Below are 26,486 nucleotides of genomic sequence, written 5' to 3'. Positions count from 1 at the left end.
CGCGCGGACCTGCATCAGACCGCTTCGAGCACGGTCGCGATGCCCTGTCCGCCGCCGATGCACTGCGTCGCGAGCGCGTAGCGGCCGCCCGTGCGTTTGAGCAGCGCCGCTGCTTTGCCGACGAGGCGCGCGCCCGTCGCGCCGAGCGGATGACCGATCGCGAGGCCGCCACCGTCGAGGTTCACGCGCGCTTCGTCGAGCTTCAGGTCACGCATGCACGCGATGGCCTGGCTCGCGAAGGCCTCGTTGATTTCGACCACATCGAGCGCACCGACGTCGATACCCGCGCGCGCAAGCGCCTTGCGCGAAGCGGGGATCGGTCCGATGCCCATCAATTCTGGCGCCACAGGCGCGACGGCAGCCGAGCGGATCTTCGCGAGCGGCACGAGTCCATGCTCGCGCGCGAATGCCGCGCTGCAAATGAGCGTGGCGGACGCACCGTCCGTCAATGGAGACGACGTGCCCGCCGTCACGCTGCCGTCATCGCGAAACGACGGCTTGAGCGCCGCGAGCGCTTCCATGCTGGTGCCGGGACGGATGCAGCCGTCTTCCGTGACGAGGCCGGCGGGCGTCCTGATCGGCACGATTTCATCCGCGAGCCGGCCATCCGCGCGCGCGGCTGCCGCTTTCGCGTGCGACACGACAGCCAGCTTCTCCTGCGCGGCGCGGCTCACTTCATAACGTTGCGCGACGTTCTCTGCGGTGATACCCATCGGCGTGTACACCTCGGCATGCGTGTCGAGCAGGAATGGATTCGGAATCTTGTTGAAGCCGCCTTGCGGCACGCGCGTCATCGACTCGACGCCGCCGCAGATGAACGCGTCGCCCATGCCAAGCGCGATCTGACCCGCGGCGTAGTGAACAGCCGACATCGATGAGCCGCAAAAACGGTTGATCGTCACGCCCGGCACGTGCTCGCCGATGCCCGCCCGGAAGCTGACGATGCGTGCGATATTGTGGCCCTGCTCCGCTTCGGGATACGAACAGCCGAGCACGATGTCCTCGATCAGTTTCGGATCGACCTTCGTTCGTTCGAGCAGACCGATCACCACTTGCGCCGCGAGGTCGTCGGGACGCATGTCGATCAGCGCGCCCTTGCGCGACGGATGAAATGGCGAGCGCGCAAAGCCCGCTACCACGATGTCGTTCATGTTTGTCTCCTGTTTCAGGTGCGTAATTTCACTGCGCGCCGTCGAGCGGACGACGCGGGATACTGGTCAGTCCATACATGCGCATCACGGTTTCGCCCCGCTGGTTGATCAGGTCGATGCGCGCTTTCGCGACACCGCGCCTGGGCCGGTCGGGGATGGTCTGAATCTCGACGAGTTCGCGTTGCACGTGCAGCATGTCGCCGGGGCGCACGGGCTGCAGCCAGCGCAGTTCGTCCGCGCCGACACCGACGATGGGCGTTTCCCCGAACAGGCGCGCCTTCACGCACAACTGCATCGACAACGACGCGAGATGCCAGCCGCTCGCGATGAGGCCGCCGAACGGACTCGCGCGCGCGGCATCGGGGTCGGTATGAAACGGTTGCGGATCAAACTTGCGGCCGAACTCGATCACGTCGGCGGCCTCGATCGTCACGGACTCGCTGGTCCATGTTTCGCCGACTTGCAGGTCTTCCAGATAACGCCTTGTCATTTCGCTGTTCCTTGCGGTGTTGCCCCGTGTTGCGTGCAGCGGACGCATCGACGCTCAGGCGAAGCTGTTGCCCTGTTCGGCGAGCTTCATGAGCAGCGCGCCCGGTAGCCACTGTGCGCCCTGATAGCCCTGCTGATAGCGTCGGATGCGCGCGAGCACCTCACCGAGCCCAAGCGTATTCGCGTAGTGCATCGGGCCGCCTTTGGTCACCGGGAATCCGTAGCCCGTCGCATAGACAACGTCGATATCGGATGCGCGCTGCGCAACGCCTTCATCGAGTATCTGCGCGCCCTCGTTGGCGAGCGCGAGCATCAGCCGGTCGACGATCTCGACGTCGCTTACCTCGCGCTGCGCGACGCCTGTTTCCGCGCGATACGCATGCAAGATCTGCGCGACTTCCGGATCGGGCAGTCGCTTGCGGCTGCCGGGCTCATAGCGATACCAGCCCTTTCCCGTCTTTTGGCCGAGGCGTCCCGCTTCGCAGATGCGATCGGCGATACGCGAATAGACCATCTCCGGCTGCTCCACATAACGGCGTTTGCGGATCGACCAGCCGATGTCGAGCCCACTCAGATCGCCAACGGCGAACGGCCCCATCGCCATGCCGAAGCGCTCCATCGCACCGTCGATCTGTTCGACGCTGCACCCTTCGTCGAGAAGAAACAGCGCTTGCTGCAAGTAGCGTTGCAGCATGCGGTTGCCGATGAAGCCATCGCAGACGCGCGAAAGCACCGCTGTCTTCTTCAGCTTGCGCGCAAGCTGCATTACCGTGACGAGCACTTCGTCGGAGGTATGAGCGCAGCGCACCACCTCGAGCAGCCGCATCACGTGCGCCGGGGAGAAGAAATGCATGCCGATCACATCGCTTTGGCGCTGCGTGACAGTGGCGATCTCGTCGATATCGAGCATCGACGTGTTCGTGGCGAGAATGGCACCCGGCCGCGCGAGACGATCGAGATCGCGGAAAATCTGCTGCTTCAGGTCGAGCCGCTCGAATACGGCTTCGACGATCACATCGGCGTCCGCGACGGCGGCAGCCAGTTCGAGTGTCGGCGTAACGAGCGCAACGGTGCGATCGTGAGCTTCTTGCGTCAGCCGTCCCTTGTCGAGTTGCGCGTCATAGACGCCGCGGATCGTCGCCATCCCGCGGTCGAGCCCATCGCGCTGTGCATCGACGAGGACGACGGGAATGCCCGCGTTGGCGAGGCACATCGCGATGCCCGTGCCCATCGTGCCCGCGCCGATCACGGTGGCCTTGCGGATCTCGCGCGGCCGCACATCGGACGAAAGACCGGCGATTTTCGCGGCCTCGCGTTCGGCAAAGAAGTTGTAGCGCAGCGCCTTCGACTCGGGACTCGCCAGCAATTCCAGGAAACGCGCGCGCTCGAATTCGCGGCCCGCTTCGAATGGCAGCGTGATCGCCGCTTCGCAGCAATCGACGATCGACAGCTTACCCTTGTGGCCCGGCGTGCGTTTGTCGATGTCGGCGCGAAGAGTCGAAAACAGGTCGGTCGGCGCCGTCGCCATGCGAGCGGGTAGCGCGCTCGTGCGGCGCAGCGGCAGGCGTTCCGCGATCAGCTGGCGCGCGTAGGTCAGTGCGTCTTCCACGAGGTCGCCGTCCGACAGCGCATCGACGAGCCCCAAGTCGTACGCCTGCTGCGCGCTCACGGGCGCGCCGCTCAACATCATGGTTGCCGCATGCTCCATCGGCACCAGACGCGGCAGACGTTGCGTGCCGCCAGCGCCCGGCAGAAACCCGAATTTCACCTCGGGTGAACCTAACTGTGCATATACACTTACGAGCCGATAATGCATGGCCATTGCGAGCTCGAGACCTGCGCCGTAGGCAAAGCCGCCGATAGCGGCAATCAGAAGCTTCTTGATTCCGTCGAGCCCTTCGATCAGATCTGGCATGGTCGGCGATGCCTTCTGCGCGGGCGTATTGAATTCGCGAATCTCCGCGCCGCCGCAGAACGGCCCCGCGCCTCCCGTCACGACGATCGCCTGAACGTCGTTGCGTGCGGCGGCATCGCGAATCTGTTCATGTAGCCGCTTGCGCTGCGCGGCGGACAGGCTGTTGACGGGCGGGTTGTCGAAGCTCACGACGGCAATGCCGTCTGTAACCACGTATGCAGACTCCATGTCCATCGCGTCTCCTGATTGCTGTTTCGTTTGCTCCACCGCGTACGCGGTTCGCTCGCAGTTCACGGCAGGTGATTTGATTGTGACAGCGTCAAGTTTAAGTGTCAACAGCGCAGACGGCAGGATGCGCATGCCATTGATCAGGTAGACATAGAGGATGGAGAGGACCGTGAATGGTGCGGTGCATGAAGGCCGCAAAGACAGTGCAGACGCGACCGTGCCGTCCGATGGCGACGCGGCCGTGCTGCGCGGAAAGACTTACTTCTTGCTGCGCGAACTGCTTCGCGTGGCGGGTGCGGCGCCCGCCTCGACATGCGGCGACTTGAGCCCGCCGAGCAACAGATTGATTACGCCCGTGCAGACGTCCTCGATCATCTCATCGGGAACCTGGCACAGGCCGCTGTCGCGATCCGCGAGCAGGGTCGCGAGGCCGTGCATGCCCGACCACACGGCGATTGCGGAGAAGCGCGGCGGGCGGCCGTCTTCCGAATGGTCGGCCATGAATTCCGCGATCGTGTTGCTCACGAACTGGAACGAGCCCGCGCTCGCCTCCATCAGCGGCAGGTACTTGCGCTTGTCCGGGATGCGCGGGCCGAACATCAGATGGAACAGTTCGGGCCGCTTCAGCGCGAAGTCGACGTACACGCGCATGACGACGCGCAGCCTCCGCTCTTTCGTCATGCCGTCTTTCAATGCGGACAGACGTTCGCTCATCAGCGCGTGGAAGCCTTCCGTCGCGAGCGCGGCGAGCAGACCTTCCTTATCGCCAAAGTGATGGGTTGGCGCGGTTTGCGACACACCGGCCAGCCGTGCGACTTCGCGCAGCGACAAGTCTGCCGCGCCGCGCAGTTCCAGCAGCGCGAGACCGCGCTGCAGCATCTCTTCGCGCAGATTGCCGTGGTGCCACGACACCTTCTTTGTCGGTTCGATATCGGTCAATGTCGTAGTGGACATGATCTTTTCACTGAAAAATTTACAGCTCGCCTGACTTTGCGTATGACACCCGTCGGCCGTTCAATGCGGTGTCATACGCCTCGTTCGCGTCATTGTACTCTCGCCGCTCGCGCACTTCCAAAGAGCACCTGCCAGTCAGTCAGAAAATACGCCGAACCCGCTCACGGCGGGCGTCTTATCCGACTAGGGAAATCCCCGACGCGAAACCGATTGCCAGCGCACGGGCCCGCTCCTATGATTCGTTGAACTTGACACTGTAACAATTCGAGTTGGCCTTTCAATCGAGACAGCCGCGCCGTGAGCAAGGTTCGACTGAGCAGGATTCAGCAGCAGGTCCAGATGTTCAGGATATCCAAATGACAGAAACGCATGCCGCAACCGCCCATGCGCCGAAAGCGGCGCTCAGGCTCGAACGAGTGAAGAAGGCGTTCGGCGCCACGGAAATCATCCGGGGCGTGGACTGGTCGATTTACCGGGGCGAATGCCATGTGCTGATCGGGCCGAACGGCGCGGGCAAGTCCACGCTGTTTCATTTGATGAGCGGTCGTTACCTCGCATCGAGCGGGAACATTTATCTGAACGATGTCGACGTCACGCACGACGGCGCGAACCGCATCAGCCGTAGCGGACTCGGCCGGAGCTTCCAGACTGCGAATCTGTTTGGGCGCATGACGGTGTTCGAGAACGCGCGCATCGGCGCGCTGCGTGCGGCCGGGCACGGCGCGTCGTTTCTGCGCGTCCTGCAACGCGGCGGTCCCGCCGACATCCGCGCGCTGGAAATACTCGACGAAGTCGGCCTGCTCGACAAGCGCAACGAACCCGCCGGCCTGCTTTCGTATGCGGACCAGCGCGCGCTGGAAATCGCGCTCGCGCTCGCGGGTGACCAGAAGGTGCTGCTGTTCGACGAGCCGACGGCAGGCATGAACAAGCATGAGACACGTAACGTCATCGAATTGCTGCAGCGCCTGCGCGCCGCAGACAGCGCGCGCACGATGGTCATCATCGAGCACGACATGAACGTGGTGTTCGAACTGGCCGACCGCATTTCGGTGCTCGTGTATGGCGAAATCATCGCGTGCGACACGCCTGCACAGGTGCGCGCGAACCGCGCCGTGCAGGAAGCGTATCTGGGCACGCCCGTCGAAGCGGGCGAGTACGGCGTGCAAAGACAGGGGCATTGAAGCGATGAACACACAGTCGATGGCTGCAACGTGCCCGCAATGCGGGCCGTTTTTCAGCGCTTCCGGCATCGTGGCCGGCTATGGCCAAAGCCAGGTGTTGCGAGGCACGAGCCTCCACATCGAGGCGGGCGAAACGGTTGGGCTGCTCGGGCGCAACGGCTCGGGCCGCTCGACCTTTCTCAAGGCCGTGATGAAGCTGCTGCCGTCGAGCGGCACGATCAGCCTGAACGGCACCGCGCTCGAACGCGCGAAAACGCATGAGATTTCCCGGGCCGGCATCGGTTACGTGCCGGAAGCCCGCGCGATCTTTCCCGATCTCACCGTGCGCGAGAACCTCTTGGTCGGCCTGCCGCAAGGCAGCCCTGCCAGACGGTCGAGGCCATCGCGCGCGAACCCATGGACGGAAGACGAGTTCCTCGACATGTTCCCGAACCTGAAGCGCCGCGTGAACGTTGCGGGCGGCGCACTGTCGGGCGGCGAGCAGCAGATGTTGACCATCTGCCGCGCCTTGATGGGCCAGCCGGCGCTGCTGCTGGTCGACGAGCCGACGGAGGGACTGAGCCTGTCGATGGTCGATCAGGTTGCGGCGCTGTTGAAAGAAGTGGCAAAGCGCGGCGTGGCGGTGCTGCTCGTAGAGCAGAAGCTGACCATCGCGCTCGGACTGTGCGACCGCATCAACGTGATGGGGCACGGACAGATCGTATTCGACGGCACCGTCGACGAGTTCGAAGCCAGCCCGGAGGTGCGGGCGGAATGGCTCGAAATCTAGCCGCGCTGCAGACGGCTAACAACGCATATCGGGTGAGTAAGGAGCACACTATGTTCAAACACATGACGGCCGGCTTGCGGCAACTATTGCACGCCAGTCTCGCAGCCACCGCGGGCGTCGCATTGCTGGCCGCCGCGCACGCGGCGGAGCCGATCAAGATCATGCTGATCGAGCCGCTGTCTGGTCCGCAGTCGTCGACGATGGAAGCGTCGGCGAAGAACCTGCAGTTCGCCGTCAAGCGCGACAACGATGCGGGCGGGATCCTGGGTTCGAAAGTCGACCTGCAGATGTGCGATGACAAGTTCAGCCCGAAAGACGGCAAGAACTGCCTCGACCGCGCAATCGGCAATGATGTGCACTTCGTGATGCAGGGCATCGGCGCGAACGTTACGACGACTCTGCTCGACGCGATCGAGAAGTACAACGCGCGCAATCCCGGCAAGGAGATCATCCTTGTCAACTGGGCGGGACTCGACGAAGCGATGACGGGCAAGTACTGCTCGTTCTGGCAATTCCGCACGGACGGCCATATTGGCATGAAGATGAAGGCGGCCGTGCTGTCGCTCGATCCGAAAGTCAAGCGCGTGTATCTCATCAACATGGACTATTCGATGGGCCAGAGCGCGGACTCGGCGATCAAACGTCTGCTCAAACAGTTGCGCCCGGATATCCAGATCGTCGGCAGCGAGCTGCATCCGCCGAATCGCGTTCAGGATTTCACGCCCTATGTGGCGAAGATCAAGGCCGCGAATCCCGATGCGATTTTTACGGCCAATATCGGCACCGATCTGAGCCGTCTGATTCGAGCGGGCGACGACGTCGGCCTGAGCGTGCCGTGGTACACGGTCTATGCGTCGCAGCACGGCCAGGTGACGAGCATCGGCGAGAAAGGCGTCGGCAGGGTGTTTCAGGCTTCCGATTCGATCATGAGCATGAACATCCCCGCAATGGATCAGTTGATGGTCCAGTCGCGCTCCGCGGGCTATGGCGACTTCGAGAGCATGCGCATCTATCGCGGCTATCTGTTCCTGACCGACGCGATCCGCGACGCGAAGAGCACGCAGCCGCTCGCCGTCGCCAAGGCGATGGAGAAGACGACGGTCTCCATCGGCGACTACAGGGCGACGATGCGCGCCGCCGATCACCAGGCGCAGTTGCCGCTGAACCTGTCGGTGCTCGCAACCGATGCGAAGTACAAACAGGACGGCACGCCCTGGGGCTTCCGGCTGCTCCGCACCTTCCCTGCCGCGCAGATCAGCGAACCCGTTGACGGCTGCAACATGAAACGGCCGCCTGGCGCCTGAGCGCGGCAGCATTCACGAACGGACGGATCGCCATGCAATCTCTTGCCCTGGGTTTATTCAACGGCGTCAGCTACGGCATGCTGCTGTTTTTGATGGCCGCCGGACTGACGCTCGTGTTCAGCATGCTCGGCATGCTGAACTTCGCGCACCCAGCCTTCTACATGCTCGGCGCGTACTTCGCGTACACCTTCGCGCAGCTGCTCGGGCTCGGCTACTGGTGCGGGCTGATTGCGGCGCCGCTGTGCTGCGCGCTGCTCGGCGCGATCGTCGAGCGATGGTTTTTGCGGCGCGTGATCCGCTTCGGCTTGCTGGGACCACTGCTGCTCACGTTCGGCCTCGAGATCGTGTTCGTCGAGGCCGCGACGCTGCTGTGGGGCAAGCAGCCTGTTGCGTACGCCGTGCCGCGCGCGCTCGACTTCCCGCTGTTTTCGCTGTATGGCATCGACTACCCGGCGTACCGCGCCTTCACACTGGCGGTGACGCTCGCCGTGCTCGCCGCGCTCTTCGTGATGCTCAAGCGCACGCGGATCGGCACCATCGTGCGCGCATCGCTGTCCCATCCCGACGTCGTCAACGCGCTCGGCCACAATCTGCCCCGCCTGCGCACCAATGTTTTCGCGCTCGGCGCCGCGCTCGCGGGACTCGCGGGCGCGCTGTCGGGCAACCTGATCGGCACGGAGCCCGGCATGGCGAACCAGCTCGGCACGATCCTGATGATCGTCATCGTGGTGGGCGGGCTGGGCTCGCTCGCGGGGGCGTTCGTCGCGTCGCTGCTGATCGGCGTGCTGCAAACGCTCGTTGTCTCGACGCAGATTTCGTGGGCCGATCTACTCGTGCCTTTTAGCGCGGTGATGCACGGTGTATCGAGTAGCGACGCGCTCGCGCAGCCATTGAGCCGCTTCGCGCCGCTTGTTCCTTTTGCCATCGTGATCGTCGTGCTGGCCATCCGCCCGCGCGGACTGATGGGTCACCGTCAATAACGGACTTGCAATGGATTTCAACATGCCGACGATGCGAGGCGCACGCCGCCCGACTGCTCTGCCACGCGAAGCAACTACCGCCGGGCGCGAGCGTGCATGGGATGCGTATCTACCGCCTTCACCGAACCGCCCGCGACGTGCATTCAACTGGGGCGCCGTACTCGTCGTCGCGGTCGCGCTGCCGTTTCTCTTCTCGGGCACCTTCGCGGTCTCGGTGCTCACGCAGATCTGCATCGCGATCACGTTCGCGCTCGCGTACAACATGCTGCTCGGTGGCACCGGTTTGCTGTCGTTCGGTCATGCGCTGTACTTCGGCGTCGGCGCCTACACGACTGCGCATTGTCTGAATGCGTTCGAGTCGACGCCCGTCGTGCTCGTGCCGCTCGTCGGCGGCGTCGCCGCGCTGCTAGTCGGCGCGTGCGTCGCGCTCTTCACCGTGCGCAGCGGCAAGGTGATCTTCGCGATGATCTCGCTTGCCGTGGGCCAACTGGCCTTCTCGGCGGCCACCATCATGACGGGCTTCTCGGGCGGCGACGAAGGCGTCCGCCTCGATCCGTCGCATGCAGCCGGCTGGGGCATCGATTTTGGATCGCCGGTGAACGTCTATCTGCTCATCGCAGGATGGACATGGTGCTCCGCGCTTGCGATGTATGCGCTGACCTTCACGCCGCTCGGCCGCCTGATGAACGCAACGCGCGATAACCCAGAACGAATGGATTTCGTCGGTTTCAATCCCGTGATGATTCGCGGGCTTGCGTTGACGCTGTCCGCGGGTTTCGCGGGAATCGCGGGGTCGCTCTATGCGCTGGGCTTCCAGGTCGTCACGCTCGACACGCTGAGTCTGCAGCAGAGCACGGCGGGGATGCTGCATGCGTATGTGGGCGGCTTCACGTCGTTCTTCGGTCCCGTGACCGGCGCGCTGCTGATCACGCTCGCGACCGCGCATCTGTCCACGTTGACGGACGCATGGCCACTGTATCTCGGGGTGTTCTTCGTGATGGTGACGATGTCATGGCGATATGGGCTGACAGGCGGCGTCGCCGACCTCGTGCGAATGGCGCCACAGGCATGCCGCGAAAAGGGTCTGGCGTACGTCGTGTTTCGCGCGTTTGCCGTTCTCTTCGGCGGGCTTGCCGCGTGCGCGGGTTTCGTTCTGTCGATCGAGATGGTCCAGTCGCTCGGCTCGAACATGGGCGCGCCGGTGCGGATCGCCTTATTGCCGGAAGCCTACGCCGCGGATCCGCGTAGTGCCGTCGCGTGGATCGTCGCCGTCGCCCTGCTCGCGGGCGGGATGGCCTTGATGTTCGTGCAGCAGCGCATCGTGCGCCGATAGTGAGCCTTTCGTCGTGACGTGAGTGGGCCGCGCACTTCGCCCACTCATGTTGTAGCAAAACCAGTCGTAATGTTCTCTGCATTTTTACGGGTATTAATACGTATACCTAAATATCTCTGTGCCATTTTCAGGCGCAACACGCTTCGCTTTCTTGCGGATCAAGCACGCGAAGCCCAACTAATAACTAAAGCAAGTCATTGGAGACGTCAATGAAAAAGTTTTGCTTCGCCGCACTCATGGCGGCGGGTGGCGCTGCCACGGTCGCTCACGCGCAGAGCTCTGTGACCCTGTACGGCATCGTCGATGCGGGTGTGCTCTACAAAACCCACGCGGCGGCGGGCGGCGGCTCTGCATGGTCGGTTTCTAGCGGCATCGATTCGACCAGCCGCTGGGGACTGACGGGGCGCGAAGATCTCGGCGGCGGGTTAAAGGCATTGTTCGAACTCGAAAGCGGCTTTCGCATCAACACTGGCCAGTCGATCAACGGCGGTCTGCCCACGAGCGCGGGCAATGTGCTCTTCGATCGCGGCGCAACAGTCGGTATTGGCAGCGACACGCTCGGCAGTGTAATGCTCGGCAAGAACCGCTCGCCAATACTGCGCATTCTGGCCCGCCTCGACATTGAAGGCTATTCGAACTTCGGTTCGCTGAATAATCTGCTCTACCAGAATCTTTCGGGCTATACGGGCTATCAGTATTCATGGGTCGACAATTCCGTCGAATACCTGAGCCCCGAAGTTTCCGGCTTTCAGGGCATGGCGATGTATTCGTTCGGCGGCGTTGCCGGAAACTTCTCGTCGAAGAGCGTGATGTCGTTCGGCGCGAGCTATAGCATCGGCGGCTTCACGGGCGCGGCTTCGTACTTCAACGGCCGCGACATCACGGGCGCGACGAATTCGACGACCGCACGCGCCTACACGGTCGGCGCAAACTACGGATTCGACGCGTTCAAGTTCCTGCTCGATTTCTCCAACTTCAAGAACCCGGCGCGCGGCACGAGCGACAACTTCTACACGGCGGAGTTTTCATACACGCCCACGCCCTTTTGGACGATCAGCCTCACCTACATCCACCAGGACGATCGCGTGACGAACGACCGCGACGCGAGCCTGTACAAGCTCGGCGCGAACTACGCGCTATCGCGCGCGACCTCGATCTATTCGTATGTCGGCTATGTGAAGAACAATCGCCTTGCGACCCTTGGCTTGCAGAATTCGATCCCTGCTGGGACACCCGGCGGGAATCAATTTGGGGCTGCGATAGGCGTGCGACATTTGTTCTGACGGATTGCGTGACCGTCCGAAGGGGTGCGGTCGATGATGCAATCAGTTGCCTGGAGGTACAAGCGGATGCGAGAATCCCGAAAACTCCGCCACTACCGGGCTAAGCTGCCGGCTCATCGATCCGATGTCACTTCCGCACGCCTTACTCACCGCGCTAGTCGAACGTTCATGTTCCGGATCTGAACTTGCCGCCCGGTTTGACCGTTCGATCGGCTATTTCTGGCACGCGACGCATCAGCAGATCTATCGGGAATTGGCACGTCTGGAAGAAGCAGGTTTGATCGAGTCGCTCCCGGAAGCGCCCACTCGGGGACGCAAGCGCGCCTACCGGGTTCTGCCAGCCGGGATCGACGAGCTAAAAGCCTGGATCCCTCGCGAGGATGAGCGAGTTGCTCTCCGTGATGAATTCATGGTTCGGCTGCGAGCCGAGGCAGCGGTCGGTCCCACGGGGTTGGACAACGAAATCCGGCGCCGTGTCCGGCTGCACGAGGAGAAGCTCGCGCTATATCGGGAAATCGAAACAAGAGATTTCCCCACCGAACCGCAGGATCGTGAAACTGCTCTGCGTCATCTTGTTCTGCAGGCTGGCGTTCGCTACGAGGAAAACTGGCTCGAGCTACTGAATCGGGCATTGGCCGCGCTTCTGAAACCCGCGGGCATCTGCAGCCCGAACGGCAGCGATAGCCGTTGAACAGCTTCAGTCCGGCTAGCGCACCTTGCCCGGGTAGGGGAAACGGTAATCCTCGTGATAGCGATTTATCGCCCGAAGAGCATCGTTGAGTGCTCGAAGAACTGCTCCATCCTGTCAGCTGTCATCGGCCGGTCAACCCAGTAGTTCGTCCAGGTGCCCGGCCACTTCAAGTGCTTTTAGATCGTCAAAGCCACCGACATGCGTCGTACCGATGAAAATCTGCGGTACCGTCCGGCGACCGGTCCTTTCGACGAGAGCGGATGCTGCGAGTCGATCGCCGTCGAGTTTTATTTCGTCAAACGATACACCTTTTGTTTTCAGAAGAGACTTGGCGGCGACGCAATAGGTACAATTAGACGTCGTATAAATCGTGACAGTTTTCATGACAAGATTCCTTGTTTAGACTACGACCTGCACTGATCACAGGTATATGTCGGCAAATTATTCGCGGATTGACATGCCAGCCTTCTGGCGCCTCGCACGCTTAGCCTGCGATGCTGACTGTCATCGGAATGGGATTGCGCAGTGAGTTGGCGACCGGCAAATAGAAGTTTGCCTGCCCGACGATTTCATCGAGTTCCTCCCTGGTCGCATCCCCATCGATCACGACTTTGACCTGGAGCATCTGGAAACCGATTTCAGGCGACTGGATCTCAGCCCCCGGCGCCACGCGGCGTGATTGCCAATGTCGGCTTCGATCAGTACCTCGGGCTTCGACAACCTCACTTCCTTCCACGCTGCTACAGCCGTCATCCCCACCTCCAGACACCCCCCAGACCGGATAAGACGATTCCCCCGGCGGCGGCGCGGTGTTTCCTGGTAACGGCACAGCACTTAGGGGAGAGTTTAAAGACCGCACGCACGACTATTAATGCTCCTTCAGCGCAAATCTATGCCCGATCGTCTCAACAGATTCACCCGGTCTCTTCGTGGCGTGCGACGACTCAAGGTCGTGTTGTTTGGCAAGTTCTGAAAGGCAAGCTTGCGCAGGCTCTGAGCGATGCCTTGCAGTGCCTTCGCCGCATAGTCGGGGTTGTGCGAGCGCCTCGGGCCGCGATTGCGCACACCTTCACACAGACATCAGTGGATGGTCCGCCACTTACCACGCGCCTGGACGAACAGGAGCCTGGGCGCGAAATGCCTCGAATCAATGCGCACCGCGGGGACGTGCGAATCGATCTATCCCTTCGCCCGGATTGCAAAGCTGGACAAAGCCACATTCATTACAGTGTCAAGTTTGTCCGGCAATAAAGTTAGGTGCTTGCTGGAAATCGCCTCCCTTGATGGGGATTTCTCCCATGTTTTCACGATTCATGCACGTGGCGTTGTATCCGTCGTTGACACTGAAACTTGACGATGACACACTAGCTCGCATCAAGCAACTGCTGTGCGGCGCTCGACAGCGCATCATACGGTCATGCGTTGCAACGGTGGGGTTTCATAGTGCATATGCACTGATCGCAGAAGTTTAATGTCGGTATAACCACTCAACAGGAGACGGTTCACGTGTCAAAAAATTCGATCAACCGGCGGGACTTTCTCAAGGTTGCTGCCGCAGCGACAGTGGCTGGGCCGGGGATGGTCATGGCCAACATGCGTTCGGATAGCGCTGCCGACTTGCACGAACTTGGGCTCGCAGCCGCAGCACGTGCAATTCGAAACGGAGAAATTTCCTCGGAGGCTCTCGTCGGTGCTCTGTTGGAGCGCTCGCGTGTCCACGCCGACCTGAAGGCATTTATCACGATCGATGAAGCCTCCGCGCTAGAGGCGGCGAGACAGGCCGATCAATCGATTCGTGCGGGACACAAGGCTCCGTTGCTTGGCGTTCCGCTGGCGGTCAAGGACAGCTACCTAACGGAGGGGCTTACCACCACGCTGGGCACCTCCGTGCTGGCCGGCTTCAGGCCAACACGCGATGCCGCGGCGGTTGCGGGTGTAAAGGATGCTGGGGCGATCGTCTTCGGAAAGAACAACCTCGTAGAGATGTCGTACGGCCTGACGGGGTTCAATGCACACCATGGCCAGGTGAAGAACCCTTACGACACGACCCACATCACTGGCGGGTCCTCTAGCGGAGCGGGTGCATCGGTGGCTGCGCGCATCGTTCCCGCAGCACTCGGTGGCGACACGGTCGGCTCGATCCGCGTTCCCGCTTCGTTGTGCGGCGTGGTGGGATACAAACCCACGCCCGGCCGCTGGCCGAACCAGGGCGTGGCGCCAATCTCCGAAACCCTTGATACGACGGGTCTTCTTGCGCGCAGCGTTGAAGACTGCGAGCTAGTGGACGCCATTCTCACCAGGAACCCTCTTCAACGCCTGAACGCAACCGGCGACCTGAGAGGGGTGAAGCTCGCCTACGCGCCCCGGCAGCATCTGGCCGGCGTAGACGCGGCGGTCGAGAGCGCTTTCCGTGAGACACTTCGTAAGCTCAAGGGGGCAGGAGCCGAACTTGTGGAGGTCGATCTGGGCGGAGATTTCCTTGCCCTCACCAATCGCACCACATGGCCCATTTTCTTTCACGAGACGATGCCCGCAGTTCGGGAATTTCTCGCCGCCAATGAGGTGCCCGTGTCCTTCGAGCAGATCTACGCGGGCCTGGGACCGGACATCATGGCCAGTTGGACGCGTGCCGTCTTGCCCTCGGGCGCAGGCTACTTCTCCGACGAGCAGTACCTCACGGCACTGAACACGTCCAGGCAGGAGCTGCGCGCACGGCTTGCGACGCTTGCTTTCGCGCGGGCCGATGCGCTGCTTTTCCCGACCACTCCATGCGCAGCACCCCAGATCGAGAACCAGTGGAGCTTTCAGGTCGCCGGCAACGCGGTCACCGATCTCTTCCTCTGCAGGAACACGCATCCCTCCAGCTCCGCAGGCGTGCCTGGGATTAGTCTTCCTATGGCGCTGAATCCAGAAGGGCTTCCGATCGGCATCGAACTCGATGCGTCCTTTGGGCGCGACCGAGATCTGCTCGCGCTGGCTCGCCGCGTCGAACAGGTCATCGGGAGCGTGCCCGGGCCAAGGGGGTTCCAGGCCGGGGCTGCGAAGGCTACGTAAATGCAGTGACACATGGGCGTGTGGCGATTGATAGCGCTTCTCTCTATCGGTCTCGCATCGATTAACCACGCCCATTCATTCGCCCTGGACACGAAGTCCATTTCTGTACAGGAACGTCTTCCCGACATGCCGAAATAAATGCGCGAGCAGCCTTCGATCGCGCGATGCATTGAAGCAAGATCGGTCAGATCGCCAACCATGGCTTCGGCGCCAAGCCGACGCAGTTCTTCAGCGCGTTCATCCTCACGCCGAACCAAGGCGCGCACCTTGTGCCGTGACGGCCGATGCCGCCGATCGCGCCGGCCGCTCCAGTGACGGGGATCGGGCGGTCATGTGCAGATTGACTAATCATATCGTTTCCCTATTTGGTGGGTTCAATTAAATGAGGCGGTTTGCGCAATTCCGGGTGAAGGACTCCCCCACTTGTCACCGCGGCTGTTTATGTGCCTATCCGAGGATCCATTTCATGCTGATTTTTCCCGCATTTCATCTAATCGGCGGCCGCAGATGATCGACTTTGCAGAAAATCATCGATTGTTCTGGCGACAAATTCCGGCTGTTCTTCCGGAATGAAGTGGCCGCTGTTTTCCACATTTACGGCAGTCAGATTCGCCACCTTCTTTCCCATGACCTTCTTCATCCAGCCGTAGGCAGGTCCGCCCAACGCAAGGACCGGCATCTGCAACGTTCCGTACTCCTTGTAGTCGCTCACGTCTTGCGGGAGAGCTTGATACCACGCGTTGCTCGCGCGGATTGCTTCGGCGCTGTTATATGCCTGCTCGTACACGGCGCGGTCGCGCGCGTCCACCGAGCCCTGATTCTTCAGAAAATAATTGAAGAGCCAGTCCTGCTCCAGGCGAATGTGACCCGCGAGCAGCTTCTCCGGCAGACCCGGCACCTGGTTGAACGCGAACCACCACAGGTATGGGCGTGACGAGCCCAGTTTGTCGCCGACGGTACCCTGCGCTGGCAGCAGCGGAAACGACAGCAGGCTGTCGTCCGGGTGCGGCAGTTCCAGCATTACCAGTTTGTCGGTCGCCTGCGGGTAGTTCGCGCCATACGCGAACGCCACCGCGGAGCCGATGTCATGTCCCGCGACATTGACCTTGTCATAACCCAACGACTTGACCAGTCCGTAGATATCGCCGGCCATGGTCTTCTTGTCGTAGCCGTCGGCCGGGCGGCCTGATGAGCCCATGCCGCGCAGGTCCACAGCGATGACCGTGTAATGCGTGGCAAGCGTCGGCATGATCTTGTGGAATGCCCACCACGTCTCGGGCCAGCCGGGCAGTAGCACCAGCGGCTCGCCTTCTCCGCCTGCGACATAGTGCAGCCGCACACCGTTGACCTCCGCGTAGCCGTTCCTGAAGCCGGGCAGCGACTTCACCAGCGCCGCATCAGATACGTTGGCGTGCTTCGCTGGCGTGCTCGTGTGTACGGCCACCGTATCGCTGTGTGCTTGCGAGGTCGGCTGCGCGTAGCCTGGTGAGGCGGTCACCGCGAGCGCTGCAAATACAGCGCTCGCCGTGACAATCCCCGTGATGGCTTTCAAGATGACTTTCATGGACATGGATGGGCTCATTAAAAGAACGCGTGGTTGATGATCGCGCGCGCGTGCCGCGCTTGATTCCTGGTGGCTAGATGAGCGTCGCGCGCGGATCGTCCGAACCTTGTTCCGTATTCGACTTGGGGTACGCAGTGCGTTCGTGAATGTTCGAAGTTGGCGTGCGGTCGATGAGCAGACTGAGCAGTTCCGGCCGGTTGTAGTGCCCGGCAGAGTCCATCAGGGACTTGCGGCGGTCGATCATCGAGAAGTCGAGGTCGGCGATGACCTCGCCTTCGCCAGAGCGCAGCGGTTCGCCCAGCAGCATCCCGTCGGGGGTGACGATCGTGGTGAAGCAGCCGCCCGAGATCGGACCGACCTGGCAGCCTGTGTCCTTCATGATCTGTGCCTGCTGGTCCGCGTCCAGCCAGGCGGTTGCGTTCACGACGAAGCAGCCGGACTCCAGCGCGTGCTGGCGGATATTGATTTCCATGCGTTGGGCGAACCCTTCGCCGAAAGCGGAACCCGGAGACATGGCCGAATGGATCTGCTCGCCGTCGGCCATCATCGCGTAGCGCGCCAGCGGGTTGTTGTGCTCGAAGCATGCGAGCTGGCCAATGCGGCCGACCTTGCTGTCGACCGCGCGCAGCCCCGAGCCGTCGCCCTGGCCCCAGATCATGCGCTCGAAATGCGTTGGCGTGATCTTGCGGCGGCGCTGGATCAGGGTGCCGTCGGCATCGAAGAGCAACTGGGTGTTGTAAATGGTGCCGCCGTCACGCTCGTTGACGCCGATCGACACCACCATGCCCGCCTTCCGCGCTGCCTCGCCGATTGCGTCGGTCGCGGGAGACGGCACCGTCACGGACTGCTCGAGCAGCCTGAGATGCTCTCTGCCGGACAGAAGCTCAATCCCAGTCTGGACTGCTGAAAAGTACGGAGAGTAAGGCACCACCGTTTCCGGGAAGGTCGCGAACTGTACGCCTTTCTCGCCGAGTTCGAGGATCTTCCGCACCACCTTCTCGACGGTCGCCTCACGGCTGTAAAGAACCGGGCTGATCTGGACTGCGGCGGCTTTAACAACTTTCATTGCAAACTCCTTGAATGGTAAGGGCGGACACATAGGCCCGTTGTTTATTGCATATGCAACATTGAGAATAAAAAATCAGCTTGTGCGGCGCGGCAACTCGCCCGCGATGCCCATGAGCGCGTTGGCCCCGGCCTCTCCCAGCAGGGCCCTCGCGTTCGTCTGCGCACTCGACCACGCGGGCGCGGCGCTGTTGAGCAATGCTTTGCCCTGCTCCGTGAGCGAAAGGGGGCGACTGCGGCCATCGCCTCCTGGTAAGCCTTCGGCCACCCACCCCTGCGAGATCAGGGGCTGCAAATTCCTTGTCAAGGTCGAACGGTCATGGTGATTTTTGCGACCGAGGTCCGAACGGCTCAGTGGTCCGTGCTCAACGATGAGCACGAGCATGCTGAACTGAGGGGCGTTGACGCCGAAGGGCCGTAGCGCGTCGTCGTAGATCGCGGTCAATACGCGCGAAATCTGCCCCGTGCGCGTCAGCAGGCAGTTCCGCGCGATATCACTGCTCACGCCATTGCCCGCATTGTGCAGAGCGTCAAACGTCGAACTCGATTTATGTTCCGTATGCATTGCATTAAAGGACAAATATTCCGAAGCGCCAGCGATTCTTCCGGCTCGATCGAGCGTGATCGAGTTATCTGCGTTGCTGTGCAGAGTCAGTGGTCGGTGACGATGTGCGTATTTGAGCGCGCCAACGTATCCGCGATGTGTCGGGCAAGGTGGCTTCTGTAAGTGCACGTATCAAACCGCGCACCGGATACATTGGAATACAAAGAGAACGGGGCTGGCACGCACTATGAATCTGCGCTTACTCCAGTCGTCAACAGGTCAGCTGAATACTTCTATAGACCGGCGTTTGGGCGCGATTTTGTGGCGTCGACGGGGTATTGCGGGTCTTGGTCGCAGGCGAATCGTGAAATTCATGCCCCTACGGCCCGCAATTCGTCCTTCCCGCCAGAAAATGCTGGAATCGTGTTTGGACTTGTCTTGGCGGCCCCATTGTGGCGCACGTCGGATCGCACCGTTCCGCCGTCGTTGACCTGGAACACGGGCACAACCTCTCGCAGGCGTCCCGTCTGGTATTCGAGCGACTGCGCAGCAGCCGCAGCCTCCTCGACGAGTGCGGCATTCTGCGTCGTGACCGAGTCCAATTGGGTGACGGCACGCGCCACCTGTTCGATGCCGCCGCTTTGCTCTTCGGAGGCCGCAGCGACCTTGCCCATGATGTCCGTCACCCGTTGCACGGAGCCGATGATCTCATTCATTGTGCGGCCCGCTACCTGCACAAGCTGCACGCCTGGATTAACGCGCTCGACCGAATCGTTGATCAGTTCCTTGCTTTCCTTCGCGGCCGACGCAGAGCGCTGCGCAAGCGCACGCACTTCTCCGGCCACTACTGCAAAACCGCCTCTCGCCAGCCATTGGCAGCGGATATCATGACGCGTGCTTCCCTGCGCCGTGAGTCAGTCCACGATTAACTTTGGGTAGCGCTTCGGCGCGCGGTCTTCCAGAATGTCCCGTCCGCGGGCGGTGTCGGCGTAGAGTCGACCGCGGACAATCTGGCCGTCGCGAACTTCAAACAGGAACAGATGCTCATTCTGCATCGAAAAGCCGTTGTAAGCCTTGGCGCGTGCGACGACCGGTACGATAATGAAATCGCCTGCTTCCAGAATTGCTCTCGCGTCGTAGTTGAAGTACTCCCATTTCTGGTACACGTGTTTCCAGAACGCGAGGAATTCGGCTTTTCCATGATAGGTTCCGCCGTAGGGGAGCGAGTCCGAGAATTCGAATTCGAGATCATCGGCAAGTAGCGCAACGAGGTGCGTCTTGTCATTGCGCTCGAAGCCGGTAAATGCCTTCTCGCAGGCCTCGATGATTTTCTGGTGTTCCATTTCCTATCTCCTGATACTAGATTTCTGTGTGCATATGCACACATCGACTACGAACTCGCCAACATTCGATGCGGATGCCGGTATCCCGCCGAGTTGACGTAATACCGACTGATGGCGCCTCGCTTACTGGTCCCGCAAGGCGCACTCGCCCCCTGCCCGCGGACTGAAACCGCTGCTCAACACATTGCGTAACGAACTGCGCAGTACGGCAGCGCGCTCCTGCCCATAACTACCTTCAAATTCCTGCCGCACCGCCCGCCATAGTGGAACGCAATCCTGTAGCGCGATACGCCCGTCGTCGTTATCAGAGCATTCTTCGTACGCTGATCCTGCCCCCCCACCATCTCGATCAACCCATTCCGCGCCGTTAGATACCGCGACGCCTGCCGCGCCGCAAGACAATTGCAGCGGCCGTCGATGCCTTCCACAGTCGCATTGTTCATTGTCACTTCACCCTTCTCTTCCGTTGCTGATGTGCGGCCGATTAAGTCTCCGCAGGCAACGACTTGCACGTTAAGGGTCCGCTTGAGTCGACTGATTCTTCACACATGAGACAGCGCCAGGCGGGACTGCTCCCTTCATAAAGCTCTTGCCATCCGGCTCGGGGAACCATATTATGAGCATATACTCATATTGTAAAGAAGAGAATTCTATTGAACCGCGGTAGCGTTCGCGGAGCTACTTCACAACAGTTGTCCGGCGTGGGCCAGAATCGCTTGTCGACCTCACGGGTTGTCGAACATCCGGGTCTGGATGACGCATCCCCGTTAGCGCAACGTCGAATAGTTGCGCGATCTTTCAACGCAAACGGAGCACCAAAATGCCTGTATTTCACGCACATATCCCCAAGGGTCGGTTTTCCAGAGAGCAGAAGATTGCGCTCGGTAACGCGCTAAATCAGTCGCTCGTCGAATCGCTGAACATTCCTCGCGGGGATCGCTTCGTAATGCTCAGCGAGCACGGCGAAGATGAACTCTTCATCGATCCTGCTTTCATGGATATGCACCGGACGGCCAATGCGATGATTATCACAGTGCTCGTCGGTGCCCATCGCCCCACCGCGGATAAGCAGGCGTTGTTGGCCGCCATCACGCGCCTGCTTGAAAGGGATGTCGGCATTTCACCCGACGACGTTTTCATCGCGCTTGTCCCGGTGCCGAACGAGAATTTTTCGTTCGGCCGTGGCGTTGCGCAACTTGCGGACGTTGCGCCGAAATGGTGATTCCTACAGCAATTGAAAGGGCGGCCAGGACTCGTTATTAGGCCCTAAAGGAAAGGGCGCGGAAAACGCGAATGCTGCGGGTTTCGATAGCGTCGACATTGCGAATCCCGACCTTTATCCCTCGCTCCAATCCTCTGTCTGATTTCGCGCCGTACTTGCCTCGGGCTCCACGCACTGAAATTTGAACCGCATAACCAGGAAGATCCATGAATTCGCATGCTCAAAATGGTGTGACACCGCACGGCTTTCCGGTGCTTGAACCCGCCTTTGTTTTCATTCACGGGTTCCTCGACGGAGCTGCCACGTGGGACGCTACCGTAGCCGCGCTCGGAGAAAGGGCCGACGATGCGCTCTGTGTTGACCTTCCAGGTATGGGCAATCGCGTCGACGACGACGGTCCGTACAGTCTCGATCGCTTCGCCGAAGACGTCGTCAAGCGCGTAGGCGCACTAAGGCGGCCGGTAATTCTTGTTGGGCATAGCATGGGTGCCCAAGTTGCGGAACTGGCTGCAAACGCATTGGGATCACAAGTGTGCGCCCTCGCATTGCTTACGCCGGTACCCTTGCGGGGTACTGGTCTGCCAGACGAGGTTATGCAAAGCTTTCACGCGCTTGGCGGAAATCCGGCCGCGCAGCGTGAGCTTCGTCGTCAGCTTTCGGTCCGACTAGACGACGATCGCCTTGAGGAGATCGCTCGGATCGGCGACCGGGTCAAAGCGGCAAATGCCGGAGTATTCGCAGACATCTGGAACCGAGGCCATCCGCTGGGCGCCCAGCCCACGCGTTACAACGGCCCCGTCCTAATTGTCCGGGGTGAGGATGACGCCTTTGTCAATGCGGAAATGATTTCTTCGTCCGTGGCTCCGCATTTCAGCCACCCGGAAACGGTTGTCGTCGAACGGGCGGGTCACTGGCCGCATGTCGAGCAACCGGCGTCCGTCGCGACGATTCTCGGTGCATTCATGGCCACTGTCGACCAGTCCGTGAAAGCCGGCGTCGCCGGGCAAGGGTGGACCCGTGCCTTCGAGCAGAAGTCTGCGGATACCTTTGGCGATTCATTCGCGGCGGACGTTGTGCTCGAAGCGACCGTTCTCGCAATGCCGGTATCAGGTGCGGATCCTCACGAAGAATGAAACAGGAGAGATCGTCCGCGCCGCTATTCACCATCGCCCGCTATGTAGCGCGTTGAAGTTCTCGTCGGAACTCGGGAGCCGACTGGCAGGCAAGGTAGACGCCAGTCTTTTCTACCTGTCCGCTAGATGAGCCATTATCCTCAGGAGATTTGAAATGGTGAAACGTACTGATGTGGAATTTGAGGTTGATGGCAACGTAAAGCTTCGCGGCTGGCTGTTCGTGCCGCCTGGAGAAGGACGCCGACCGGCCATTACAATGGCGCATGGCTACGCGGGCGTGAAAGAACACGGTCTCGAACCTTATGCGAAAGCCTTCGCAGAGGTGGGATTCGTAGTACTCCTGCACGACCACCGCGGCTTCGGCACGAGCGAGGGCTCGCCTCGCCATGACATTGATCCGTGGCGCCAAATTGCCGACTGGCGACATGCAATCAGCTATCTCGAGACGCTTGACGTTGTAGACCCGAAGCGTATTGGCCTGTGGGGCACAAGCTACGCTGGCGGACACGCGATAGTGCTCGGCGCGACCGACAGGCGCCTGCGTTGCATCGTTTCTCAGGTTCCAACCATTAGCGGCTATGAACAGGGCAAGCGCCGGATTGCCCCTGAAAATGTAGGTGCAATAGAAGAAGCATTTGCGGAAGACGACCGCGCGCAATTGCGCGGCGAACCTCCTCGCCGGCAGGCGATCGTCAGCGCGGACCCCGGCACTCCGGCGTCTTATCGCGCGAAGGATGCCATCGACTTCTATACTCAACCCCTGCCCGAGGGGGCATGGCAGAACAACGTCACTGTCCGGTCCACGCGCGCGGCTCGGATGTATGAGCCGGGACAATGGATTGCCCGCGTTTCGCCGACTCCGATTATGATGATCGTGGCCACCCACGACACCATCACGCTGACCGATCTCGAGCTTGCCGCATACGAGCGTGCACTGCAACCGAAACGTCTGGTGACCATCGAGGGCGGACACTTCGATCCGTATCAGTCGATGTTTAAAGAGTCCAGCGGTGCTGCAATTGAGTGGTTTGGGCTGCACTTGGGATGATTCCTGCCATCGATAAGGAGTGCACCATGAGTCACCTGACTGTCAATATCGCCGATGGCATTGCCACCATTATTCTGGATCGGCCGCCTCAGAATCGCATCGACGACCAGATGGTCGACGAGCTCGCCGCCGCAGTAACGGCAATAGAAAGCAGCGACGCGCGAGTCGCAATTGTCCGGAGCGAGGGAAACGACTTCTCTTTTGGAGGCGACATACTGACTTGGCCAGATGCGGACGTCCACCAGCTTCGTGCACGCTTCGCATACTACATGTCGGTATTCAACCGCTTCGAGAGACTTCCCTTACCGGTGATCGCTGCGGTGCACGGCTTGTGCTTCGGCGGCGGCCTCGAGTTGGCGCTACGTGCGGACCTGATCTTCGCCGCTGAGTCCGCCACGTTCGGGCATCCGGAGCAGTCGCTTGGCATTGTCACGGTGCTTGGCGGCGTGTACCGTATTGCCGAACGGGCAGGACGTTCGCGCGCGTCCGAATGGGCCATCACTTCCGAAAGAGTTCCTGCCGCCACCATGGCACACTTCGGCGTCGTCAACCGTGTGGTAGCGGAGGATAGACTTCTGGATGAAGCGATGGCCTTTGCGCAAAAGGCCGCACGTGGGCCTACCCGCGCATACGCGGCGCATAAGGCGCTTCTGCGCGCCTGGGCTATTGGTGGGGTGGCGGCCGCGGACGACGCCATGTTGGACATGGCCATGCCTCTGTTCGAAACTGAGGATGCGCAACGAGGGATCCAATCCGCGGTTGACGCCCTCGTCGCCGGGCGCATGCGCCCTGTGCTGGAATTTAAAGGGCGCTAGTTGCCAACGTCCCCGAAAAACGTGGGACCGGAGCGCGTTCTGATATCGGTTCGAACAGGCTTCTCCCCACTGGATGGGCTACATTTCACCCGCAGGGTCGTTCACGTCATCGGGCGGCCGCTCGTCCATCCAACCTTGGAGGCGCGGTTACCTTCACCGTTCAGTTCGTCTCCTGAACTTCGCCATTCCCTTCGGCCTCCGCCCAAGGCTCGAAACCGCTCTGAAGCACTTCGCGTAGCGACTTACGCAAATTCTCGGCCCGCCTCTCCCCGTAGCGACCTTCAAACTGACTCTGAACGGCTTGCCAATGCGGCAGAGCGGTGTGATATCTTGCCGCTCCCGCTTTCGTCAGCACAGCAATCTTCACGCGCCGGTCTTCGCCCGCCACCATATCAATCAGTCCATTCCGCTCGAGCAACTTTAGATTGGTCGCCAATGTGGTGCGGTCCATCGCGATAGCTGCCGCCAGCTCGCCGATGGCGAGAGGGCCGCCGGCCAGCAGCTTATGCAAAATGGAGAATTGAGTCGCACGGATGCCCGCCCGGCTGAGCGCTTGGTCGTAAACGGCCGTCAGGTATCGGGCTGCTTGACGTACCGCCAGGCAATTGCAACGACCCTCGGGGATATCTACCGTATTTTTGGGCATCGAATGCTCCGAACATAATCAGGAATGGCCGCGTTCCAGTATATGCGTATCTGCGCGTTTCCCATAGCGGCGGAACGAGCGCAAGCGCTTCGGGCACTCCACTGCCCTGCCTGACGTCCCAATCTGCTGCGAACGCCTTCTATCTCACACCAGGTACCTCTTGCAATTGCCTACTGCCGGACCGAACCGCGAGGTCGTCGCGGCGGCGGGTTTGAATTTTCAAATCAAGACACCAGGCTACATGCAGTTGCGCCCGCGCCCGGATTGGGGCAAGGAAAGTCGAAATTTGCCGCGACAGGAATGCCGGAATGGCGCTCCTGCCTTCGTGAAGGCCGCATTGCCGACATGGAGCGTGTACACTGGCGTGGGGCCCTGCGAGGCTGCAAGGGCGGTGCCGACGACGATTCCCATGAACCAGCCCCCCAGCAACCCGATCGAGCCGGGCGGCTCGGTGCACACGTTCTCGGTCCCGGCCGATGCAAGCGAGCCTGCGGCATGCCCTGGGACGGCCAGTCACTCCTTTTCGAAGTTGACGGGAAACACATGCTTGCAGACGCTTCGCTTTCCGAAGAAGTGTTCGGCCCCACGTCGTTGCTCGTTCGCGTTGCCGACGTCGAGCAGCTGATTGCGCTGGCACGGCAGTTCCGCGGTCAGCTCAGTGCAACGAGCAATTTCCCCATCGCCTATTCGGTCGCCGGTGGAGACACCGCTTCGGCGCTGGCAGCCGGATGCCCCGTCACAGACTGCGCCAAATCACGGCTTTTACCGGAGTTGTCGCATGAAAGCTGAACTGATCTATCTCGAAGATCTCACACCGGGCTCGGTGTACAAAAGCCTGGAGCACCGGCTCGACGCCGCGCAGATCCGCGAGTTCGCCCAGCGATTCGACCCACAACCGTTTCATCTGGACGAGGATGCGGCGCGGGAAACGTTTTTTGCCGGGCTCGCTGCAAGCGGCTGGCACACTGCGGCGATCACCATGAAACTCCTCGTGGAGAGCTTGCCGTTAGCGGGCGGAGTGATAGGTGCCGGAAGCGAGCTGTCATGGCCTCGTCCGACCCGTCCAGACGACGTCCTGCATGTCGTTAGCACGATAATGGAAATCACACCCTCCAGGTCGAAGGCAGACCGTGGGATCGTGACGGTGCAGAGCGACACGCTGAATCAGCGGGGCGAACTTTGTCAGCGATCGGTCGCCCGCCTTGTCGCGTTCAGACGCGGTTACAGCGCCTGAGCTTCGACAGCGCACCCCGGGAACGCAGTCGGCCGAGGACCTGTCGTTCGCGCGTTCGCAAAATGTCCCTTCTAACGGCCGCTCCGGATCGGAAACTTGCCTGGCATACTCCGCAGTCGTTTGTGCCGTTTAGCAGGTATGTTCGGCCACCACGCGGGCCACTGTCTCCAGCGACCGCTTGAGCGTGGTCAGATCGACGGAGCCAATTGCCAGGCGTCATGAACGCCACGCACGCCAGCACGACCGGGAGCGGTTCGCGCTGGCGCCTCGCGCCGGCGCATTTCGACCTACAACTTTCGCCGCGTATGTCATACCAGTGGACGGCCGGGCGACCAAAAACACTCTAGTGTGAGCGTGCGCTCAGGCAAGCAAAGTTGGGTCTATCGTTGCGCGAAGCACAATTTCGTCATCGCATCCTTAAGTCGCACGCGACCGAGCGGCAGATCGTCGTGATTCAGCACGACATCGAACAATTGCGCGAGGTTTCGTTCCACTGCCGCTGGCCAGCGGCGAGTGAGCAGGATACGCGGCAGGGGCAGA

The 26,486-nt window shown here is 61.1% G+C and carries 25 protein-coding genes and 2 pseudogenes; 14 read left to right on the top strand and 13 right to left on the bottom strand.

From position 1 onward, the window contains the following. Positions 1-14 precede the first annotated feature (14 nt). The 4 genes from VSR34_RS21615 to VSR34_RS21600 all read right to left on the bottom strand — a co-directional run bounded on the left by VSR34_RS21615 (position 15) and on the right by VSR34_RS21600 (position 4,737). Entirely contained in the window at positions 15-1,151 is a 1,137-nt protein-coding gene (locus tag VSR34_RS21615; RefSeq protein WP_342963448.1) for a thiolase family protein, read from the bottom strand. Positions 1,152-1,179: 28 nt separating this feature from the next. Continuing rightward, positions 1,180-1,641, bottom strand: coding sequence for a MaoC family dehydratase (locus VSR34_RS21610; protein ID WP_342963447.1), 462 nt, complete (start codon positions 1,639-1,641; stop codon positions 1,180-1,182). Between the two features lie 54 nt (positions 1,642-1,695). After that, positions 1,696-3,789 (bottom strand): 3-hydroxyacyl-CoA dehydrogenase NAD-binding domain-containing protein, encoded by a 2,094-nt coding sequence (locus VSR34_RS21605; protein WP_342963446.1) that lies wholly within the window; start codon positions 3,787-3,789, stop codon positions 1,696-1,698. 252 nt (positions 3,790-4,041) lie between these two features. Further along, positions 4,042-4,737, bottom strand: a complete 696-nt coding sequence (locus VSR34_RS21600) for a TetR/AcrR family transcriptional regulator (RefSeq protein WP_342963445.1) — start codon at positions 4,735-4,737, stop codon at positions 4,042-4,044. Positions 4,738-5,093: 356 nt separating this feature from the next. Between VSR34_RS21600 and VSR34_RS21595 the strand changes: the two genes are divergently transcribed. The 7 genes from VSR34_RS21595 to VSR34_RS21565 all read left to right on the top strand — a co-directional run bounded on the left by VSR34_RS21595 (position 5,094) and on the right by VSR34_RS21565 (position 12,278). After that, positions 5,094-5,918, top strand: coding sequence for an ABC transporter ATP-binding protein (locus VSR34_RS21595; RefSeq protein WP_342963444.1), 825 nt, complete (start codon positions 5,094-5,096; stop codon positions 5,916-5,918). A 4-nt stretch (positions 5,919-5,922) separates the two neighbouring features. Further along, on the top strand, positions 5,923-6,687 hold the full coding sequence (locus tag VSR34_RS21590) for an ABC transporter ATP-binding protein (protein WP_342963443.1): 765 nt from the start codon (positions 5,923-5,925) through the stop codon (positions 6,685-6,687). A 50-nt stretch (positions 6,688-6,737) separates the two neighbouring features. Continuing rightward, positions 6,738-7,991: a branched-chain amino acid ABC transporter substrate-binding protein gene (locus VSR34_RS21585; protein WP_342963442.1), complete on the top strand. Its 1,254-nt coding sequence runs from the start codon at positions 6,738-6,740 to the stop codon at positions 7,989-7,991. Between the two features lie 32 nt (positions 7,992-8,023). Further along, entirely contained in the window at positions 8,024-8,971 is a 948-nt protein-coding gene (locus VSR34_RS21580) for a branched-chain amino acid ABC transporter permease (protein ID WP_342963441.1), read from the top strand. A gap of 22 nt (positions 8,972-8,993) precedes the next feature. Further along, positions 8,994-10,304, top strand: a complete 1,311-nt coding sequence (locus VSR34_RS21575; protein ID WP_342963440.1) for a branched-chain amino acid ABC transporter permease — start codon at positions 8,994-8,996, stop codon at positions 10,302-10,304. Between the two features lie 209 nt (positions 10,305-10,513). Beyond that, entirely contained in the window at positions 10,514-11,587 is a 1,074-nt protein-coding gene (locus VSR34_RS21570; RefSeq protein WP_342963439.1) for a porin, read from the top strand. 124 nt (positions 11,588-11,711) lie between these two features. Then, a complete protein-coding gene (locus VSR34_RS21565) occupies positions 11,712-12,278 on the top strand; it encodes a helix-turn-helix transcriptional regulator (RefSeq protein ID WP_342963438.1) in 567 nt (188 codons plus the stop codon). A 132-nt stretch (positions 12,279-12,410) separates the two neighbouring features. Here the strand turns inward: VSR34_RS21565 and grxC are convergent, their stop codons facing one another. Beyond that, complete coding sequence (gene grxC, locus VSR34_RS21560) at positions 12,411-12,662, bottom strand: glutaredoxin 3 (RefSeq protein WP_342963437.1); 252 nt, start codon at positions 12,660-12,662, stop codon at positions 12,411-12,413. Between the two features lie 100 nt (positions 12,663-12,762). After that, on the bottom strand, positions 12,763-13,014 hold the full coding sequence (locus tag VSR34_RS21555) for a hypothetical protein (protein ID WP_342963436.1): 252 nt from the start codon (positions 13,012-13,014) through the stop codon (positions 12,763-12,765). A 770-nt stretch (positions 13,015-13,784) separates the two neighbouring features. On the opposite strand from VSR34_RS21555, the gene VSR34_RS21550 reads away from it, so the two are divergent. Beyond that, on the top strand, positions 13,785-15,332 hold the full coding sequence (locus tag VSR34_RS21550; RefSeq protein ID WP_342963435.1) for an amidase family protein: 1,548 nt from the start codon (positions 13,785-13,787) through the stop codon (positions 15,330-15,332). 116 nt (positions 15,333-15,448) lie between these two features. On the opposite strand, the pseudogene VSR34_RS21545 reads toward VSR34_RS21550, so the two are convergent. The 6 genes and pseudogenes from VSR34_RS21545 to VSR34_RS21520 all read right to left on the bottom strand — a co-directional run. Next, positions 15,449-15,598 (bottom strand): annotated as a pseudogene (locus VSR34_RS21545) (hydroxylase); the annotation flags it as partial. A 224-nt stretch (positions 15,599-15,822) separates the two neighbouring features. Then, positions 15,823-16,914: an alpha/beta hydrolase gene (locus tag VSR34_RS21540; RefSeq protein WP_342963434.1), complete on the bottom strand. Its 1,092-nt coding sequence runs from the start codon at positions 16,912-16,914 to the stop codon at positions 15,823-15,825. 55 nt (positions 16,915-16,969) lie between these two features. Then, on the bottom strand, positions 16,970-17,962 hold the full coding sequence (locus VSR34_RS21535; RefSeq protein ID WP_342963433.1) for a carbon-nitrogen hydrolase family protein: 993 nt from the start codon (positions 17,960-17,962) through the stop codon (positions 16,970-16,972). 75 nt (positions 17,963-18,037) lie between these two features. After that, on the bottom strand, positions 18,038-18,694 hold the full coding sequence (locus VSR34_RS21530; protein WP_342963432.1) for a MarR family transcriptional regulator: 657 nt from the start codon (positions 18,692-18,694) through the stop codon (positions 18,038-18,040). A 293-nt stretch (positions 18,695-18,987) separates the two neighbouring features. After that, positions 18,988-19,362: pseudogene (locus VSR34_RS21525) on the bottom strand (methyl-accepting chemotaxis protein); the annotation flags it as partial. A 57-nt stretch (positions 19,363-19,419) separates the two neighbouring features. Next, a complete protein-coding gene (locus VSR34_RS21520) occupies positions 19,420-19,848 on the bottom strand; it encodes a nuclear transport factor 2 family protein (protein ID WP_342963431.1) in 429 nt (142 codons plus the stop codon). An 820-nt stretch (positions 19,849-20,668) separates the two neighbouring features. Between VSR34_RS21520 and VSR34_RS21515 the strand changes: the two genes are divergently transcribed. The 4 genes from VSR34_RS21515 (at position 20,669) to VSR34_RS21500 (ending at position 24,066) form a co-directional block, all read left to right on the top strand. Beyond that, positions 20,669-21,070 (top strand): tautomerase family protein, encoded by a 402-nt coding sequence (locus VSR34_RS21515; RefSeq protein WP_342963430.1) that lies wholly within the window; start codon positions 20,669-20,671, stop codon positions 21,068-21,070. Positions 21,071-21,276: 206 nt separating this feature from the next. Then, positions 21,277-22,203 carry an alpha/beta hydrolase gene (locus VSR34_RS21510; protein ID WP_342963429.1) on the top strand — a complete coding sequence of 309 codons (927 nt, stop codon included), beginning with the start codon at positions 21,277-21,279 and terminating at the stop codon, positions 22,201-22,203. A gap of 154 nt (positions 22,204-22,357) precedes the next feature. Next, on the top strand, positions 22,358-23,251 hold the full coding sequence (locus VSR34_RS21505; protein WP_342963428.1) for an alpha/beta hydrolase: 894 nt from the start codon (positions 22,358-22,360) through the stop codon (positions 23,249-23,251). Between the two features lie 26 nt (positions 23,252-23,277). Continuing rightward, on the top strand, positions 23,278-24,066 hold the full coding sequence (locus VSR34_RS21500; RefSeq protein ID WP_342963427.1) for an enoyl-CoA hydratase/isomerase family protein: 789 nt from the start codon (positions 23,278-23,280) through the stop codon (positions 24,064-24,066). Positions 24,067-24,226: 160 nt separating this feature from the next. Here the strand turns inward: VSR34_RS21500 and VSR34_RS21495 are convergent, their stop codons facing one another. Beyond that, entirely contained in the window at positions 24,227-24,712 is a 486-nt protein-coding gene (locus VSR34_RS21495; RefSeq protein ID WP_342963426.1) for a MarR family winged helix-turn-helix transcriptional regulator, read from the bottom strand. A gap of 495 nt (positions 24,713-25,207) precedes the next feature. On the opposite strand from VSR34_RS21495, the gene VSR34_RS21490 reads away from it, so the two are divergent. Together VSR34_RS21490 and VSR34_RS21485 are read left to right on the top strand one after the other, a co-directional pair. Next, positions 25,208-25,501, top strand: a complete 294-nt coding sequence (locus VSR34_RS21490) for a hypothetical protein (protein WP_342963425.1) — start codon at positions 25,208-25,210, stop codon at positions 25,499-25,501. Then, on the top strand, positions 25,491-25,946 hold the full coding sequence (locus tag VSR34_RS21485) for a MaoC family dehydratase (RefSeq protein WP_342963424.1): 456 nt from the start codon (positions 25,491-25,493) through the stop codon (positions 25,944-25,946). The genes VSR34_RS21490 and VSR34_RS21485 overlap by 11 nt, the downstream gene beginning before the upstream one ends. The last annotated feature ends 540 nt before the right edge of the window (positions 25,947-26,486 follow it).

The sequence above is a fragment of the Paraburkholderia sp. JHI2823 genome (assembly GCF_038900695.1).
Lineage (GTDB): Bacteria > Pseudomonadota > Gammaproteobacteria > Burkholderiales > Burkholderiaceae > Paraburkholderia > Paraburkholderia mimosarum.
Note: the sequence above shows the minus strand (reverse complement) of the source record. Positions and strands in the feature narration are given on the sequence as shown.

Excerpts from the sequence above, each read along its gene's own strand:
- VSR34_RS21600 (WP_342963445.1), bottom strand. The coding sequence starts at position 4,737 with ATGTCCACTACGACATTGACCGATATCGAACCGACAAAGAAGGTGTCG.
- VSR34_RS21520 (WP_342963431.1), bottom strand. The coding sequence starts at position 19,848 with ATGGAACACCAGAAAATCATCGAGGCCTGCGAGAAGGCATTTACCGGC.
- VSR34_RS21590 (WP_342963443.1), top strand. The coding sequence starts at position 5,923 with ATGAACACACAGTCGATGGCTGCAACGTGCCCGCAATGCGGGCCGTTT.
- VSR34_RS21540 (WP_342963434.1), bottom strand. The coding sequence starts at position 16,914 with ATGAGCCCATCCATGTCCATGAAAGTCATCTTGAAAGCCATCACGGGG.
- VSR34_RS21490 (WP_342963425.1), top strand. The coding sequence starts at position 25,208 with ATGCCCTGGGACGGCCAGTCACTCCTTTTCGAAGTTGACGGGAAACAC.
- VSR34_RS21505 (WP_342963428.1), top strand. The coding sequence starts at position 22,358 with ATGGTGAAACGTACTGATGTGGAATTTGAGGTTGATGGCAACGTAAAG.
- VSR34_RS21495 (WP_342963426.1), bottom strand. The coding sequence starts at position 24,712 with ATGCCCAAAAATACGGTAGATATCCCCGAGGGTCGTTGCAATTGCCTG.
- VSR34_RS21585 (WP_342963442.1), top strand. The coding sequence starts at position 6,738 with ATGTTCAAACACATGACGGCCGGCTTGCGGCAACTATTGCACGCCAGT.
- VSR34_RS21500 (WP_342963427.1), top strand. The coding sequence starts at position 23,278 with ATGAGTCACCTGACTGTCAATATCGCCGATGGCATTGCCACCATTATT.
- VSR34_RS21610 (WP_342963447.1), bottom strand. The coding sequence starts at position 1,641 with ATGACAAGGCGTTATCTGGAAGACCTGCAAGTCGGCGAAACATGGACC.
- grxC (WP_342963437.1), bottom strand. The coding sequence starts at position 12,662 with ATGAAAACTGTCACGATTTATACGACGTCTAATTGTACCTATTGCGTC.
- VSR34_RS21605 (WP_342963446.1), bottom strand. The coding sequence starts at position 3,789 with ATGGACATGGAGTCTGCATACGTGGTTACAGACGGCATTGCCGTCGTG.
- VSR34_RS21580 (WP_342963441.1), top strand. The coding sequence starts at position 8,024 with ATGCAATCTCTTGCCCTGGGTTTATTCAACGGCGTCAGCTACGGCATG.
- VSR34_RS21615 (WP_342963448.1), bottom strand. The coding sequence starts at position 1,151 with ATGAACGACATCGTGGTAGCGGGCTTTGCGCGCTCGCCATTTCATCCG.
- VSR34_RS21485 (WP_342963424.1), top strand. The coding sequence starts at position 25,491 with ATGAAAGCTGAACTGATCTATCTCGAAGATCTCACACCGGGCTCGGTG.
- VSR34_RS21595 (WP_342963444.1), top strand. The coding sequence starts at position 5,094 with ATGACAGAAACGCATGCCGCAACCGCCCATGCGCCGAAAGCGGCGCTC.
- VSR34_RS21510 (WP_342963429.1), top strand. The coding sequence starts at position 21,277 with ATGAATTCGCATGCTCAAAATGGTGTGACACCGCACGGCTTTCCGGTG.
- VSR34_RS21535 (WP_342963433.1), bottom strand. The coding sequence starts at position 17,962 with ATGAAAGTTGTTAAAGCCGCCGCAGTCCAGATCAGCCCGGTTCTTTAC.
- VSR34_RS21515 (WP_342963430.1), top strand. The coding sequence starts at position 20,669 with ATGCCTGTATTTCACGCACATATCCCCAAGGGTCGGTTTTCCAGAGAG.
- VSR34_RS21575 (WP_342963440.1), top strand. The coding sequence starts at position 8,994 with ATGCCGACGATGCGAGGCGCACGCCGCCCGACTGCTCTGCCACGCGAA.
- VSR34_RS21565 (WP_342963438.1), top strand. The coding sequence starts at position 11,712 with ATGTCACTTCCGCACGCCTTACTCACCGCGCTAGTCGAACGTTCATGT.
- VSR34_RS21570 (WP_342963439.1), top strand. The coding sequence starts at position 10,514 with ATGAAAAAGTTTTGCTTCGCCGCACTCATGGCGGCGGGTGGCGCTGCC.